Source organism: Synechococcus sp. BA-120 BA3 (assembly GCF_034931285.1).
Lineage (GTDB): Bacteria > Cyanobacteriota > Cyanobacteriia > PCC-6307 > Cyanobiaceae > Cyanobium.
Genome location: NZ_JAYGHZ010000277.1, coordinates 1 through 14,570, shown reverse-complemented (window position 1 = coordinate 14,570; position 14,570 = coordinate 1). Strand labels below are relative to the sequence as shown.

The following is a 14,570-nucleotide window of genomic DNA, read 5'->3' as shown; positions in this document are numbered from 1 at the left end:
GGAGATGTGTATAAGGGCCAGGGCCGGAGGGGAGCGCCTGGTGCTGCTCGGCCTGATGGCCCTGCGCGATCCGCCCCGGCCGGAGGTGCCCGATGCTGTGGCCCGCGGCCGTGGGGCCGGCATCCGGCCGGTGATGGTCACCGGCGACCACCCCCTGACGGCGCGCGCGATCGGCGAGGCCATCGGCCTGGCGGAACCGGGCAGCCCGATCGTTCAGGGTCCGGAGCTGGAGGGCCTCGACGCGGCGGCGCTCGCAGCCCTGGTGCAACGGACCAGCCTCTTCGCCCGGGTGGTGCCGGAGCAGAAGCTGCGCATCGTGCAGGCCCTCCAGGCCACGGGCGCGGTGGTGGCCATGACCGGCGACGGGGTCAATGACGCCCCGGCCCTGCGCCAGGCGCACGTCGGGGTGGCCATGGGCATCAGCGGCTCGGACGTGAGTCGGGAGGCGGCCGACGTGGTGCTGCTGGACGACAACTTCGCCTCAATCGTCAATGCGGTGGAGGAAGGCCGGCAGGTGTACGCCAACATCCGCCGCTTCGTGCGTTTCATCCTGGGCTGCAACCTGGGCGAACTGATCACCATCGGCTCGGCCCCGCTGCTCGGGCTGGCCCTCACCCCCCTGCAGATCCTCTGGATCAACCTGGTGACCGACGGACTGCCGGCGCTGGCCCTTGCCCTGGGCCCGCCGGCGGAGGATCTGATGCGCCAGCCGCCGATCGAGCCCGGCGAATCGATCCTCGCCCGGGGTCTGGGCAGCGCCATCCTGCGCATCGGGGTGGTCTTCGGTGCCCTGGTGGTGGCGCTGATGGTGGTGGCCGCCCGGCTGGGACGGCCCTGGCAGACGATGGCCTTCACCACCCTCTGCCTGGCCCAGCTGGGCCATGCCCTCTCCGCCGGCAGCGATCGGGCCCTGTGGCGCACCCCGCCCCTGGCCAACCCCTGGCTGCTGGGGGCGGTGCTGGCCAGCGCCGCCCTGCAGCTGCTGCTCCTCTATCTGGCGCCCCTGGCCCGCTTCTTCGGCGTCACCCCCCTGAATGCGATCGAGCTGGCGGCCTGCGGGGGCGTCAGCCTGGTATTCATCGCCTACCTGGAGCTCGAGAAGTGGTGGAGCCGTTAGGGGCCTGCGCCATGCTGGACACCACCGCCGACTCCGCCGGCCCATGAGCCTCGATCAGGCCCGCTCCTTTCTGGCCCGGATGCAGGACGACCAGCCCCTGCGCGCCGAGGTGCTGGCCGCGGCCACCGCCGACGACGTCGCCCAGATCGCCGCCGGCAGGGGCTTCGACTTCTCGGGCGATGAGCTGCTGCGGCTGTCGGGAAAGAAGGTCGGCCGGGTCACGGTGACCAAGCAGGACATCCCCGGGGAATACAACTGAGGCGGCCTTCCGGCGCCGGCGGTCAGGCAACCGCCAGCCGGCGCCACTGGCTGCGGAACCTGGGCGGAACCGGATGGGGTTCGTAATCCCTCGGGTCGCTCGGTCCGTGGCTGAGCACGGCATTGACAAGCAGGGCAGGGATCCGGCCCCGGTTGATGGCGCCATGGGGCACCCCGGGGGGAATGCAGACCCAGGTGGCCTCGTCCTCCCGCAGGGGGATGCGGCGCAGCTGGCGGTTCTGGAGCACGACCAGGTCGATCGCCCCCCGCAGCACCAGCAGCTGATCGGTCTGGAAGCGGTGGCAGAAGAGTTCGAAGGCGTCGCCCCTGGCGATCTCGGCGATCAGGGTCTCGTCGCTGGTGCGGGGGGCGGAGAAGAGGGCATCGCCGTGGAGGGTGCGCTGCACGGGCACGAGCTCGACGGTTCTGGACAGGACGGCGCGGGACGGGGCCATGGCGATCACGTCAATATCGTGAACTTTCGCGACCGTTTCCCCGGGCGGGCGTCGTATCAGCTACCGACACCGACACCTGTCAGGATTCACGCGCCGATGGCGTCCCGGCTGCATCGGCGAAGCGCCGGTTCACCTCGTTCCAGTTCACCAGCGACCACCAGGCGGCGACGTAGTCCGGCCGGCGGTTCTGGTAGTCGAGGTAGTAGGCGTGCTCCCACACATCCAGACCCAGGAGGGGCACGCCCCGCTCGATGCCCGGCAGATCCATCAGCGGATTGTCCTGGTTGGCGGTGCTGGTGATCGCCAGGCTGCCGTCGGGTCTCCGGATCAGCCAGGCCCATCCCGAGCCGAAGCGATCGGTCGCCACCTGGGCGAAGCGCTGCTGCAGCGCTTCAGGCGAGCCGAAGGCCGCGGTGATCGCCGCGGTCAGCTCCGGGGAAGGGGCACCGCCCTGGCCCGGGGGCGCCATCACCCGCCAGAAAAGGGAATGGTTGTAGTGGCCGCCGCCGTTGTTGCGCACGGCGGCCGGGTAGCGGGAGATCCGACCCTGCAGGTCCTCCAGCGACAGCTGGCCCAGCTCGGGATGGTCGGCGATCCGGGCGTTGAGGTTGGCCACGTAGGCCGCGTGGTGGCGGTCGTGGTGGATCGTCATCGTGGTGGGCTCGATCGCCGGTGCCAGGGCATCGACCGGGTAGGGCAGCGGCGGCAGCACGTAGGCCGCCAGTGCCGGCCGCGGGCCGACCACCATCAAGGCCAGGCCCAGCCATGCGGCAAGGGAGCAGGCCCGCAGCGCGCGGAGCAAGGAAGGCAGGGCCATGGGCCTGGCGGTGAGCAACCGATCCGGTTCTAACCGCCGCCCCGCCTCACCGGCTCCAGCGGACCCGGAGCGGGGCCCCTCCCTCCGGCCAGTCCGCCTCCATCGTTCCGGCGAAGGCATCCAGCAGGGCGACCGCCACCCCATGGGTGACGTGGGTGCCGGTGTAGGTCACCAGCACCCGGCCATGGGCCGGATCCGCCTGCAGCGCCATCCGGCGCTCAAGGGGATGCTCCTGGCGGAAACGGGTCTCGGTGTGGTCCAGCAGGCGCAGGATCTCCTCGTCGTGGGCCGCCAGGAAGGAACCCCCGAGGCTGAGCTCTCCGGCCGGCATCCGGTCATGGATGCGGCGACAGGCCGGGCAGCGGTGGGGCTTCGCGCCCGGCTCCGCCGCTCGCCAGCTCCAGCGCCCCCGGTGAACGCTCGCACCACAGTCCGGACAGACGCTGGGCTGCACGGGCAGGCCCTCCTCCCGGTAGGGATCGGACCGGTGACCGGCTTCCATGCCGTCGTGACGCGGCAGGTGGACGCCACCGGACCTGGGGGATGGGATCGCCATCGCATGCTCCTGGAAACCTCACGTCACCCTTAGGAAGCCACGGGGGTGAGCGCGTAAGGATTCCAGCGCAGCGTCACGAAAGGGGACCAGGGCCGCCGGGGACTGAGGGCACCACGACCAGACCCAGCAGCAGGGTGAGCGGCGGCAGGCCGCCCATGGCCGGGGTGACGACCAGCCAGCGGAGAATCAGCACCTGGTCCAGGGGATGGTCACAGCGGCTGGTGTCATGCAAGTCCGCCCAGGCGAAGCCCCAGGACGTGCACCTATCGACCAGGGCCTTCGGCATCGCGACCTCGCGGATCGGCGTCCGCCTCCATGCTGGCCCCTGAAGCGACTCAGGGACGCAGCAGATCCGCCACCAGCGGATCGAGGGCCGCCGGGTGGCGCAGCAGCTGCTGGTGGGTCCAGACCGGGAGCATCCGCCGCGGCCCGATGGGCAGCACCGCCCGCCAGCCCGGCACCACCATCAGGTCGAAGACCGTGGCATAGCTGCGGCAGTCGATCCCCTGCAGTTTGGAGAGGTCGGCATTGAGTTCCCGCAGCAGCGGGCTGCCCGCCTTGAGATCGGCGATGCCGGCCAGCGGCCTGCGGGGCCAGGGCTGCGCCACCAGGGTCCCCTGCTGGGGACTGCCGAGGCTGATGAACCGGCGGGTGCGGGCATGGCCGCCCATCCGCTGGATCCAGGTGCGGGCGATGACGCCGCCCATGGAGAAACCCAGGATGTCGAGCGGCTCCTCGCTCCCGAAGGCCGCCTCGATCGCGGCAGCGAGCCGCTGGGCCGAGATCTCGACCGGGGCGACCCCGAAGCGGAGCGGCAGGGCCGGTTTCAGCAGGGGCTGGCGCCTGCCGGCCAGCTGGCGGTCGAGCCGGTCGAAGACCCGTGGGGTGTCGAACAGCCCGTGGACCAGCACCAGCGGCGGCCCGTGGGGAACTTCAGGGCCGGAGGTCATGGCAGCGGCGGGCGGAACCGGACCATCCTGAGCCGCAACCCGAGGAAGGTATGGAAGGGGGTTCCATCGGCGGACGGTCGTTCAGCGGGCCGGCTTCCGGTCTCGCGGCTGAACGGTCGTTCCCTGGGTCGGTGGACAGCTGGCTGGCAGGGCTCTTGGCGTGGAATCGATGGCCAGCATCGATGCCTGAATGGATGCTTGGAGCGATGACGGGGTGCCTGGTGGGTGGCGGCAGGCTTACTTGATCAGGGAGGTGCCGGGAGCTTCGAGCGTCCGGATGATGCTGCCGCTGGTCTGGGATGTGGGGTTGATGCCCGCCGAGGAATCGGCCTTCGACTCGGGGAAGGGGATCACGACGATGGAAATCAGGAAGGCGGCGCCGCTGATGGCGGCGACTGCCAGCTGGGCTACCGGGCTCACAGGGTCCATGGCCGTCGTTTCACTGCTCCTTAAGAATACACCAAGTCATCGCTCATGGCCATGGTCAGCGCAGCGGTGCTGCTGCAACCCTGCCGCGATCCAGCTGACGCGCCGGAAAATCCGGCTGCGACGGGCCTTTCGGGAGGTGACGCCCCGTCCCCACGGCCCTCCGCCGTCAAGGCGCCGCCATCCCCTGGCCCGCCCGCGGGCCGCCGATAAACTGAAAAAGTGAGGAGAACATCGGTGACAGGCCCCACGGGACCCGCCCCCCAGGACCCACCCCAGATGAACCGCTATGAGGCGCTGGCCGAGCGCTGGCGGCTGCAGAGCAACAGGACCGACGAGCTTCACGAGACCCTCCGCACCCATTCCTATCTGCTGCTCACCGAGCTGGCGGCGGAGCTGGGGGTGGAGGCAAGGACCTGGAAGGAGCAGAGGAATCCCTTCCATCGCCGCTACGTCGAGTACCGGCTCTCCCCCTTTCCCGGATCGGAAGGGGAGACCCGGATCGACCGCTACACCCCGAAGGGCGAGCTGGAATTCGCCATCGTCCTCACCTTCGATCACGGGGAGGACCAGTTCCCCAAGACCCGCTTCCTGGTGCCCCTGGCCACCCGCATGTACCGGCAGCACCCCCAGTTCTGCCTGTGGGATCCGGTCGCGGCGGCTCCCCTGGAGGGTTTCCTCTGGGTGGCCACACGCCCTGCCGTGATCCAGGACATCCTCAGCGTGCTGGATCGGGAGCTGGCCATCGACCCGTTCGAAGGGCCACCGACGCCACCGCGGCTCGGTTGCCTCTAAGCAGCCCGCAGGGCAACGCCACAGGCCTCAGGCCAGCACCGGAAAGCACCCCCTGAGGCCGCTGACGAGCATCTGGACGGCGATGGCGCTCAGCAGCAGACCCATCAGGCGGCTGATCACCTTCTCCTGGAGTTCCCCCAGGGCCTGGCGCAGGGGCATCGAGGCGATCAGCAAGAGATAGATGAGAATCGCCAGCAAGCCGATCACACCACTGAGGGCGAGCCGACCCTGCCAGGCGGCGGGGGCATCGGCCACCACCAGGGAGATGGCCCCCGGGCCGGCCAGCAGCGGCAGGCCGATCGGCACCACGCCGGCACTGTCCTCAGTGCCGTCCAGGGAGCCGTGGCTCACCTCCCGCCCATCGATCAGGCGCAGCCCGATCGGCAGCAGGATCAGTCCGCCAGCCACCCGGAAGGCCTCCAGGGTGATGCCGAACAGGTCCAGCAGACCCTGGCCCCACCAGCAGGCGGCGATCAGGGCACACAGGAAGGTGAGCACGGCCAGGCGGCTGATCCGGCGGATCCGCACGGGGTTGCCCCCACCGGCCTCCACCACCACCGGCAGCAGGCCGATCGGCGAGCTGATCGCCAGCAGACCGACGGCCGTGTTGATCAGGGACATGGGGGCCCCGGGGAGACCGGCAGAGCGACGTCCATCATCGGAGCCCCGGGGGGCCGCCACGCCGGTCACATCCGGTCATCACCCCGTGGCCCCGGCCCCATTGCATCGGTGGCGAGCGCCGGTTGACTGGCGGGGCCCTCCACGCTCGACCCATGACCGTCACTCGAGCCCGGCTTCGACGGCGAGCCTGCCAGGCCTCTCCCCTGCTCCTGGCCCTGCTGCTTCCCGCCCCGGCGGCGGCCACCACTTATCAGGCCCTCTGCGGCAACAACCCCTGCAGCATCAACCTCGACACCAACGGCATCGGGGACAGGAAGAGCTTCATCCCCATCGGCCGGATCGCCCGCTGGTACGCGGGCGGGCAGGAGACCTTCGACAGCACCAACGGCACGGTGGGAGCCGTGGGTGGCGGCACCGCCGGGGCCATCGCCGGTGGCCTGCTGCTGGGCCCGATCGGCCTGGTGGGGGGCATGGTGGGCGGGGCCCTGGCCGGATCCAGGGCCGGCAAGACGGCGGACCTCTACTTCACGGTAGTGGGCTACGACAGCGGCGGCGACAAGACGACGCTCAACTTCCGCTTCGTGAATCCGAGGCCCGCCAACCAGCTGAAGCAGGAACTGGCCGTGCTGACAGGCCTGGCCATGGGGGAGACCCGTTCCCTGGCGGAACTGCAACGCCAACGGGACGGCCTGCCCCAGCGGCTCGGCAACGGCGCCGGGCCGCAGTCGATTCCCTCCCAGTCCTACGTGTCGCCCTCCCGTTACCGCTGAGCCTCGGCCGCCAGCTGATCCAGGGCCTGCTGCATGGTGGCGGTCACCTGCTGATAGCAGGCCGCCACGTAGGCCCGGTCGCGGCTGGCGGCATGGCCGCTGCGCTCCAGGCGGATCGGCGGGCACACCCGCGTGTGGATCCGCACCGGCAGGGGCAGGTTGAGCAGCGGCCCGAGGGCCAGGCCCCAGGGGAGGCCCAGGTAGAGGGGCATCACCTCGGGATCGATGCCGAACAGCCAGGGCATCCCCCGCTCGTGCAGCGCCCGGAACTGGGGGTAGAGGTCCTCCAGCACCACCAGGGTGTCGTGGGCCCCCCAGGAGATCACCGGGACGATCGGCAGGTCGTGCCAGATCGCCAGGCGCAGGAAGCCGGTGCGGCCGGCGAAGTGGATGCGGCCCCGGTCCCGGTGCGGCCGGAAGGTGTCCTGCCCGCCGCCGGGATACACCAGCAGGCTGTTCCCCTCCTCCAGGGCCGCCAGGGCCAGGCGGGGGTGATACGGGATCGCACCGGTACGGGCGGCCAGATCCGCCAGCGGCGGATAGCCCAGCCAGACCTTCGGGTGCGCCAGCCCCAGCACCGGGCGCTCCAGGCCGAAGCGGCGGAACCAGTCGTACATGACCATGTGCATGTCGGGCGCCGCCAGCCCGCCGTTGTGGGTGCCCACGAACAGCACCGGGTCCACGTCGGGGATGTGTTCCCAGCCATCGGAAACAACCCGGAAGTAGTGCTGGTACAGCCAACCCCAGAACGGCATCAGCCGACGGATCAGGGCCGGGTCCCGGCGTTGCCAGCGGTGCAGCGCGGCCTGACGGCAGACGGGCATGGGGGGAGGGGAGCGGGCTGGAGTCTGGCCACCGGATGGCTGCCAGCGCAGAGGGGGCAGCTCTTTCTAGGCTCACTGCGCGTCTGGAGACCCAGCCGTCCCCCTGTTGCCGTCCACCCATGGCCGAGCTCACCCTGCTGTTCGATGGCGGCTGCCCCCTTTGTCTGAGGGAGGTGAACACCCTGCGCCGCCGCGACCGTGGGGTGGGCCGGCTGGCCTTCGTGGACGTCAACGACCCCGCCTACGACCCGGCCCGCCACGGCGGCATCACCTACGCCGAGGCCATGGGCCGCATGCACGCCCTGCGCGCCGACGGTGGGGTGATCCGGGATCTGGAGGTGTTCCGCCAGGCCTACGCCCTGGTGAACCTGGGCTGGCTCTACGCCCCCACCCGCTGGCCCCTGCTGCGGCCCCTGGTGGATGCCCTCTACGGGCTCTGGGCCCGCTGGCGCCTTGCCATCACCGGCCGGCCGGCCCTGGAGGTGCTCTGCCGCGACCGCTGCGGGACGGACGCGGCCAGGGAAGGACAGGCGGCGGCACTCGAGGCCTGAATCGGGCCTGACGGCCGCACCCGATCGCCGCAGCCAGGGAAGCCGCACCCAGGGGAGGCCGCTGCAGCGCTCACCGGTCTTCGGGACATCCACAAAAAAAACTTCCGGTGGGGGCCATGTCCTGACCTCCACCGGAATCAAATTCCAGGAGAAACGCAAACCTAGGATTCTTTCGGTTTGAATGTAGACGGAGGGACACCTTTATCGGTAGCCGCTACAACCAGAGGCGCCAACCAGCCGCTACAACCCGGCATCAGAGCAGCGCACCGGTTCCGGTGCATGTCCTTCAGGGGTTGCAATGGGGGCAATCACCAGGATCCGCCGTGCGGCGCCCATCCGGACGCGGCTTCTCCTCCCGATGGCCGCAGGCCACGCACCCCCACACCTCGGCCCTGAGGCGCCCGGTGGGCTGGGCGCACCAGGCGCAGGGAAGGCCGACGATTCCATCGCACCGGCCCCAGCCAGGGGCGCCGCAGGAGGGGCAGGAACGGGCGATCCGCCGCACCAGGCGGAAGGCCAAGGCCCGGATTGCGGCCCGGCGGGTCGGATTGCAGTGGGCCCGCATGTCGGTCTCCAGCCAGACCGACCCATCGCTCGAGGCCCGGGCACAGCGGCTGAGGGCCTCGGCGAGGGCGGCTTCCGTGTGCAGACCCTTGATCACGGGGGTACCGGCGTCGCCACCATGGGGACGGGCGATCAGGCCATGGGAGGGAAAGCCCACCCGAGCCAGCCAGTCCTGGATGTCATCCCGGAGCGACACCCGCCGGCGGTCGAAGTTGGTGCGCGGGGCCACCAGGCTTTCGGCGATCAACAGACCGTCCCGGCGGTCCACGAAGGTGAGCCACTCGGTGCCCACCGTCAGCCAGGGGATGGCGGCATGGGCCCCGAAGCTGCCTTCGCTGGCCAGCCCCAGATCCAGTCCCGTGTCGTCCATGCCGGCCTCCGCCTTGCGCCGACAGGTCTCGAGGGCGTCCGCGGGACGGGGCCGATCACCGCTGAAGGTGCCGAGTCGATCGGTGTCGAAGCCGCTGGCCAGAACCAGGCGGAGGTCGAGGCCATGGCGGAAGGGCCTGGCCAGCAGCCTCTCCTTGCCATGACGGGTGGCCAGGCTGACCGGACGGCCAGCGAAAGCCTCCGGGATGCGACAGGCGAAGGGGGGCAATCCGATCACCGTGACTTATCAGCTGGATTGGCAATCCTGCGTTGAATTAGCACCCACCAGCCGAATCCAGTCATTAATGTTCCCGGACTCCAACACCAGGTCCGCCCCGGTGGTTCGGGCATCTCAAAAACAACACAAGCCCATCTCCACTCTTCCGCAGACTCCAACGCCGCCCGCCGGAGCCCTCCGCCATGCCATCCGCCGTGACATGACACTCGCCATGCCCGCCCGACCGCTGCGCCTGACCCTTCGCGCCGACGATCATCTGCCGGCCGACCTGAGCTGGCGTATCGATGATGGCTACGTCCGAGCCAACACCTGGAATGAGGAGGGTGAATCCATCACCCTCGGCATCTGGGGTCCCGGTGATCTGATCACGCCCACCGGTTGCGGAGTGACCCCCTACGAGATCATCTCTCTCACCCGGGTGGTGGTGATCGAGTGGGAGCCCAGCGAAAGCGAGACCCTGGAATTCATGCGGGATCTGTTCACCCAGACCACCCAGTTGCTGCAGATCCATCGCGTCCGACCGGCCGAATCCCGGCTGTTGCGCCTGTTGCACTGGATCGGCTCCCGTTTCGGCCGGATCAGCAGCAGCGGCACCACCCTCTCCCTGGAGGACATGAATCTGACGCACCGCCAACTCGCTGCCATCGCCGGCATGACCAGGGTCACCGTGACCAAGTCCCTGACGCGGTTCCGCAGCAATGGTCAGGTCGTCAAGGTCAGCGAAGCCGATCTGCTCGTGCCCCGCGACACCGGCCTGCAGACCCTGGGCGGCGCCCCCCCCGCAGCCCTTCCGGTGACCTCCCTGCCGTTTCCGAAGACCCTTCGCCATGAACCACCCGCCCACCGGAACGCCGGGTTCCATACGCCATGACGCCATTCCCTGGCACCAGCAGTTCCGCCGCAGCCAGATCGTCCAGGCCCTGGAGGCCGTCCAGGACCTGATCGCGATCTCCCTCTGCCTCGGGTTGTTCGGCGTGATGGTGCTCCAGCTGAAGCGCACGTTCTCGAGCCTGTTGTCGACGTCGGAGTTCCATGAGGTCACGGCCGACATCCTGTTCATCCTGATCCTGGTGGAGCTGTTCCGCCTGCTGATCATCTACCTCCAGGAACAACGGGTGTCGATCGGGGTGGCGGTGGAGATCGCCATCGTCTCGGTGCTTCGGGAAGTGATCGTCCGGGGTGTGCTGGAAACGGACTGGCAACAGATTCTTGCGGTCTGCCTGTTTCTGATGACCATGGCCCTGCTGATGGTGGTGAGGGTCTGGCTGCCACCGACCTTTGCCGGGGTCGACCCGGAAGCCCAGGTATCGGCACGGATGCGCCTGCACCAGGACTAGCCCGTTCGCCTGGTCAGTCTGAGGCCGATGGCCTGGCTCCACCGTCCCCAACTCCCGCTGTCAGTGAGACACCTGCGCACCATGAAACTGCCCGCTGCCCCCGATCCTTTCGGATGGCTCGACACCTGGATGAGCGACAGGAAGAACGTGATCCGCTTCCTGCTGGCCCGGGTCCTGGTCATGGCCGCCATGGTCCTGATGTTCTGCCTGCTGCTGCGTTCCCGAACCTGATGCAACGCTGCGCCAGCTCCAGCCTGGGCATCAGGGTCGCCGGGCTGGATCCCCCGGGATCGGCATGCCGTCACTCCAGGACAAACGGCTGCCAGAATTCGCTTCCGGCAACGCAGTTGCTCTCCTGATGCGGACAATTCCGTCCCTGTCCGGGCTGGGCCTGGCCCTGGCGGAGGGCCCTGGCCGTTTCGCCGCCGGCCCGGGCCCTCGAGACGGTCGAACTGAAACTGCCCCTGATCGGGACCACGTTCTCGATCCGGCTGGCGGAACTGAGCGATCCCGGGGCCCTGCTCGCGGGCAACAGCGACCTGGCCGAACTTGACCAGGCCACCCGGGGCACCATCGGGCGCTCCCTGGTGGATCTGTTCAACGCCCCCCTGCCGCTGCAGGCCCTCGACGTGGCCCGCCAGGTCGTCCCCTCGCCCCTGGCCCAGCAGGCCCTGCTCCTGCTGTCCTCCCTCGGAGGGGTCGACGGTCTGCCGGCCGATGTGTCGAGTGACACCGTGTTCAAGGTCCTGGACCGGGCCGCCGGCCGGGGCCCGCTGACGATGCTGGCGCTGCTCGAGGCCGTGCCGGGACGGACCGCCAGCGTGGATGTGGGCAAGGGCCTGTTCCTGCTCCAGCGGATGAACGCCCAGCTGCTCTCGGCCAACCGCCTGCTGGAAGGCCAGCCGGCGACGACGATGGCCCCCTCTCTGGGGGAGGCGGGTCCCCTGCAGGTGCGGCGTGACACCCTGGCTCTGCCGCTGACCTACCGGCCCCGGCCCCTGGAGGTGGTGGTGATCCGCCCCACTGAGCAGGCCTCCGGCCGGCTGGTGGCCATCTCCCATGGGCTCTGGGACGGCCCCGAAAGCTTCGAGGGCTGGGGACGGCATCTGGCCAGCCACGGGTACACGGTGCTGCTGCCCCGCCACCCCGGCAGTGACCGGACCCAGCAGCAGGCCATGCTTTCCGGCAAGGTGCCGCCGCCCGGCCCGGCGGAGCTCCGCCTGCGCCCCCTCGACGTCTCCGCCCTGATCGATGCGGCGGCCGCCGGGACCCTGGGGCTTCCGAGCGGGTTGGACACCGGTTCGGTGGTGCTGCTGGGCCACTCCTGGGGCGCCACCACGGCCCTGCAGCTGGTGGGCGCCCGCCCCACTGCCCAGCAGCTGCTGCAGCGTTGCAACGATCTCCAGGACCCCCAGCGCAACCTGAGCTGGGTGCTGCAGTGCAGCTTCCTGGGCGGGACCGACCAGGCCGCCCTGACCGACCCGCGGGTGAAGGCCGCGGTGGCGGTCAGCCCGCCGATGTCCCTGCTGTTCGAGACCGGAGCCGCCTCGGTCTTCCAGGGCCGGGTGCTGGTGGTGAGCGGCAGCCGCGACTGGGTGGTGCCCCCCGGTCCCGAAGCCATCGCACCGATGGCCAGGGTCGCCCGCCTGGGGAACGCTGGCCACCGGCTCGTCCTGGCGGGCGGCGGCGATCACTTCAACATGGGGTCCCGCTATGAGCAAGGCGGCGGCCCCCTGCGGGGACTGCTGCTGGCCTGGGTGAACGGGGCCTTCGCCGCCGGCCCCGCTGTCGCCCCCGGCCCCGGAGCCCCGGGCCTGCTGCCCCCGGGAGGCTGGGGGGATGGCGGCCTCTCCCTGGTCGACGTCACCGACCGGCTGGCGAGTTGGAACCCCTGAAGCGCCCGCGCCCGCCGTCTGACCCACACTTCATCCCGCACCCACGGATCCGGTCAGCCGATCGATGCCCCCGCTGCCTTCCCTCCCTTCAACGGTCCGTGCCTGGGCTGGCGCTGGCCTGGCCACGCTGTTGATCCTGGCCGGTTCGGCGGCCGGGGCGGCCGAGCAGGTGGTCTTCGTCAGTGGGGCGTTTCGCCGCTCGATCCCCGTCGCCGACCTGGAACGGCTGGCCCGGACCGGTGAGGCCGTCGGCCTGCTGGGGGATGCCCTGCGCCTTGGCGGCAAGGACCCGGCCGAGGTGGCCAAGCTCCTGAACCACCGCGTGACGCTGCCGCTGGTGCAGACCACCCGACTCCTGAGCACCCGCTTCGGCGAAAGTGCCCTGGAGCGGCTGTCCGGGATTCTCTATCCCCTGAAGGCGCCGCAGGTGGGCATGGTGGCCCTGCGGTCGGCCACGATCCTGGGGATCGAAGCCGGCTCGGGAACGCTCTCGGCCGTGGGATTCCTGCGGGCCTACCCCAATGAGGAGGTGGCCATCAACCTGCCGGCCCTGCAGTCGGCCCTGGCGGGGCTCAGCGGCATGGGCCATGTGGTGAAGGAGTTTCTCGAGTCCGACCTCGGCTCCAACCTGGAGCGCACGCAGGACCCCGCCTCGCCGGCCGCCCCCTGAGGCCTGCCCTCCGGGCCCGGTTGGCGGAGTTCAGGCCGCCAGCGCCATCAGGGTCTCGGGCTCCGGCACGGCCAGCCGCTTCATGATCGCCACCAGGGCCACCAGCTGGGGGGGCTCGAGGTGAAACAGGCCGGGCTCGGCGCTCGCCTGCCAGCCGCGGCTCTCGAGCACCGCGTGGATGGCGGCACGGATCGCCAGGGCCTGGGACTCGCCGGCGACGGGCAGCACCTGGATCGTCTCCAGGGCCCCAGCGGGGCCGACGCCGCTGTCCCGGATCTCGAGGCGAAACCAGCGCAGACCATCCGGCATCGACTGGGCCGTGAGGTGCAGCTGGCAGCGACAGGCACGGATGGCACGGTCCACCGCTTGGCCCAGCTGCAGGGCCAGATCACCGTCGGCCTGGCCATCGAGGCCGAGCTCGGCATGGAAGGCGGCCGCGCGACCCTGCTGCTGGGCCTCGGTGGCTTCCCGCCGTCCGCGGTCCGCCTCCGCCCGGAGATGCTCCTGCCAGGCGTGGGCCACGAACACAGGCAGCAGGCTGATCTCGTTGGACTGGAAGGCCCGCGAGAGGTTCTCCGGGAGTGTCGCTGTGCTGCCGTCCTCCGCCCTCAGGAGCAGCCAGTCCTGCAGGGGCGTTGCTGCCTCATCCATGGCTCCAACCATTTATTCAATTTTCATTCACCCTAGCCTCATTTTGATCATCCGCCTTCTCGAGGAGCCACAGGGCGAGGCCGCCGCCGCGGCCCCGGGCCGCCAGCCAGAGCGGGCGTTCGGCGGCGATCAGGGCGAAGAAAGGTCGACGCAGGGGATCGGGCTGGGGCAAGGCCCGTTGGATCAGCACCCGCCCGCCCAGCAGCAGCAGCAGACGCTCAAAGCTGAAGACCAGCAGGGGGCGGCGACCCTCCAGACGTCCAACGCCCTCAAAACGAAGCTCCAGGGCACCGAGGCGCACGCTGTTGGCCAGCCGCAGGCTCCCGTCCCCCGGAGTCGCCCGGTCCGCGGACAGCCGCAACCGGGCGGCCAGCCCCCGCAGCAGGGCGGCGGCGGCCGACGCGGGCTGCAAGCTCCCCTTGTTCCAGATCCGCTCGAGACGCCAGCAGCCAACAAGATCCGCTGTCGTCAGACCGCTGCCCTCCCGCCGGCAGCGGCGTTCACGCTCGAGCAGCCAAGGGGCATCGGGGATCACGGCAGCGCCTCCGGAAGCAACGCTCGACGCTAGTGACACCCCGCTTCGCAACCACCAGCTGCTATTGAGAATCGCTTGCAAAAGTGGCGGTGGATCGCCTAGGTTGAGAGCCATTCGCAATAAGGCCCCCTTCCTTCGCCCGATGCGTTACCGCTTCCTCCCCGACGATCC

Annotated in this window: 21 protein-coding genes; 10 read left to right on the top strand and 11 right to left on the bottom strand. The window is 70.0% G+C overall.

The features are described from left to right. Together VB737_RS10930 and VB737_RS10925 are read left to right on the top strand one after the other, a co-directional pair. The coding region (locus VB737_RS10930; protein WP_500312914.1) for a cation-translocating P-type ATPase at positions 1–1,117 on the top strand (1,117 nt) is incomplete at its 5' end. A 43-nt stretch (positions 1,118–1,160) separates the two neighbouring features. Then, positions 1,161–1,376 (top strand): Nif11-like leader peptide family natural product precursor, encoded by a 216-nt coding sequence (locus tag VB737_RS10925; RefSeq protein ID WP_323243624.1) that lies wholly within the window; start codon positions 1,161–1,163, stop codon positions 1,374–1,376. Positions 1,377–1,398: 22 nt separating this feature from the next. Here the strand turns inward: VB737_RS10925 and VB737_RS10920 are convergent, their stop codons facing one another. The 6 genes from VB737_RS10920 to VB737_RS10895 form a co-directional block, all read right to left on the bottom strand. Further along, the gene (locus VB737_RS10920) at positions 1,399–1,830 is read right to left on the bottom strand and encodes a cupin domain-containing protein (protein ID WP_500312912.1); all 432 of its coding nucleotides are present in this window, start codon (positions 1,828–1,830) and stop codon (positions 1,399–1,401) included. A 79-nt stretch (positions 1,831–1,909) separates the two neighbouring features. Beyond that, positions 1,910–2,647: a superoxide dismutase gene (locus VB737_RS10915; protein ID WP_500312910.1), complete on the bottom strand. Its 738-nt coding sequence runs from the start codon at positions 2,645–2,647 to the stop codon at positions 1,910–1,912. Between the two features lie 46 nt (positions 2,648–2,693). Continuing rightward, positions 2,694–3,203, bottom strand: a complete 510-nt coding sequence (locus VB737_RS10910; protein ID WP_323243621.1) for a BCAM0308 family protein — start codon at positions 3,201–3,203, stop codon at positions 2,694–2,696. Between the two features lie 73 nt (positions 3,204–3,276). Next, positions 3,277–3,489 carry a hypothetical protein gene (locus VB737_RS10905; protein WP_500312908.1) on the bottom strand — a complete coding sequence of 71 codons (213 nt, stop codon included), beginning with the start codon at positions 3,487–3,489 and terminating at the stop codon, positions 3,277–3,279. Positions 3,490–3,538: 49 nt separating this feature from the next. After that, a complete protein-coding gene (locus tag VB737_RS10900) occupies positions 3,539–4,153 on the bottom strand; it encodes a lipase family alpha/beta hydrolase (RefSeq protein WP_323243619.1) in 615 nt (204 codons plus the stop codon). Positions 4,154–4,390: 237 nt separating this feature from the next. Beyond that, positions 4,391–4,582, bottom strand: a complete 192-nt coding sequence (locus VB737_RS10895; RefSeq protein WP_323243618.1) for a hypothetical protein — start codon at positions 4,580–4,582, stop codon at positions 4,391–4,393. A gap of 234 nt (positions 4,583–4,816) precedes the next feature. On the opposite strand from VB737_RS10895, the gene VB737_RS10890 reads away from it, so the two are divergent. Beyond that, positions 4,817–5,374, top strand: coding sequence for a hypothetical protein (locus VB737_RS10890; RefSeq protein WP_323243617.1), 558 nt, complete (start codon positions 4,817–4,819; stop codon positions 5,372–5,374). Positions 5,375–5,401: 27 nt separating this feature from the next. Here VB737_RS10890 and VB737_RS10885 read toward each other — a convergent pair whose 3' ends face one another. Then, positions 5,402–5,995: a MarC family protein gene (locus tag VB737_RS10885; RefSeq protein WP_106222598.1), complete on the bottom strand. Its 594-nt coding sequence runs from the start codon at positions 5,993–5,995 to the stop codon at positions 5,402–5,404. 152 nt (positions 5,996–6,147) lie between these two features. Here VB737_RS10885 and VB737_RS10880 point away from each other — a divergent pair, with 152 nt between their 5' ends. Beyond that, positions 6,148–6,765, top strand: a complete 618-nt coding sequence (locus VB737_RS10880) for a hypothetical protein (protein WP_323243616.1) — start codon at positions 6,148–6,150, stop codon at positions 6,763–6,765. On the opposite strand, the gene VB737_RS10875 is transcribed toward VB737_RS10880, so the two are convergent. Beyond that, the gene (locus VB737_RS10875; RefSeq protein ID WP_323243615.1) at positions 6,756–7,589 is read right to left on the bottom strand and encodes a lysophospholipid acyltransferase family protein; all 834 of its coding nucleotides are present in this window, start codon (positions 7,587–7,589) and stop codon (positions 6,756–6,758) included. The genes VB737_RS10880 and VB737_RS10875 overlap by 10 nt on opposite strands. A gap of 119 nt (positions 7,590–7,708) precedes the next feature. On the opposite strand from VB737_RS10875, the gene VB737_RS10870 reads away from it, so the two are divergent. Beyond that, positions 7,709–8,140, top strand: a complete 432-nt coding sequence (locus VB737_RS10870; protein ID WP_500312904.1) for a thiol-disulfide oxidoreductase DCC family protein — start codon at positions 7,709–7,711, stop codon at positions 8,138–8,140. A gap of 286 nt (positions 8,141–8,426) precedes the next feature. Here the strand turns inward: VB737_RS10870 and VB737_RS10865 are convergent, their stop codons facing one another. Next, the gene (locus VB737_RS10865; RefSeq protein WP_500312902.1) at positions 8,427–9,311 is read right to left on the bottom strand and encodes a DUF6671 family protein; all 885 of its coding nucleotides are present in this window, start codon (positions 9,309–9,311) and stop codon (positions 8,427–8,429) included. Positions 9,312–9,522: 211 nt separating this feature from the next. On the opposite strand from VB737_RS10865, the gene VB737_RS10860 reads away from it, so the two are divergent. From VB737_RS10860 to VB737_RS10840, 5 genes are all read left to right on the top strand, one after another. Continuing rightward, the gene (locus VB737_RS10860) at positions 9,523–10,182 is read left to right on the top strand and encodes a Crp/Fnr family transcriptional regulator (protein ID WP_500312900.1); all 660 of its coding nucleotides are present in this window, start codon (positions 9,523–9,525) and stop codon (positions 10,180–10,182) included. Continuing rightward, positions 10,139–10,648, top strand: coding sequence for a phosphate-starvation-inducible PsiE family protein (locus tag VB737_RS10855; protein ID WP_500312898.1), 510 nt, complete (start codon positions 10,139–10,141; stop codon positions 10,646–10,648). Before VB737_RS10860 ends, VB737_RS10855 begins: the two co-directional genes overlap by 44 nt. An 81-nt stretch (positions 10,649–10,729) precedes the next feature. After that, entirely contained in the window at positions 10,730–10,879 is a 150-nt protein-coding gene (locus VB737_RS10850; protein ID WP_500312896.1) for a hypothetical protein, read from the top strand. 356 nt (positions 10,880–11,235) lie between these two features. Then, a complete protein-coding gene (locus tag VB737_RS10845) occupies positions 11,236–12,543 on the top strand; it encodes an alpha/beta hydrolase family protein (protein ID WP_500312894.1) in 1,308 nt (435 codons plus the stop codon). Between the two features lie 130 nt (positions 12,544–12,673). After that, a complete protein-coding gene (locus VB737_RS10840) occupies positions 12,674–13,213 on the top strand; it encodes an alpha/beta hydrolase (RefSeq protein WP_500312892.1) in 540 nt (179 codons plus the stop codon). A 30-nt stretch (positions 13,214–13,243) separates the two neighbouring features. Here VB737_RS10840 and VB737_RS10835 read toward each other — a convergent pair whose 3' ends face one another. Continuing rightward, positions 13,244–13,864 (bottom strand): hypothetical protein, encoded by a 621-nt coding sequence (locus VB737_RS10835; protein ID WP_500312890.1) that lies wholly within the window; start codon positions 13,862–13,864, stop codon positions 13,244–13,246. A gap of 16 nt (positions 13,865–13,880) precedes the next feature. Then, entirely contained in the window at positions 13,881–14,399 is a 519-nt protein-coding gene (locus VB737_RS10830; RefSeq protein WP_500312889.1) for a hypothetical protein, read from the bottom strand. Between the last annotated feature and the right edge of the window lie 171 nt (positions 14,400–14,570).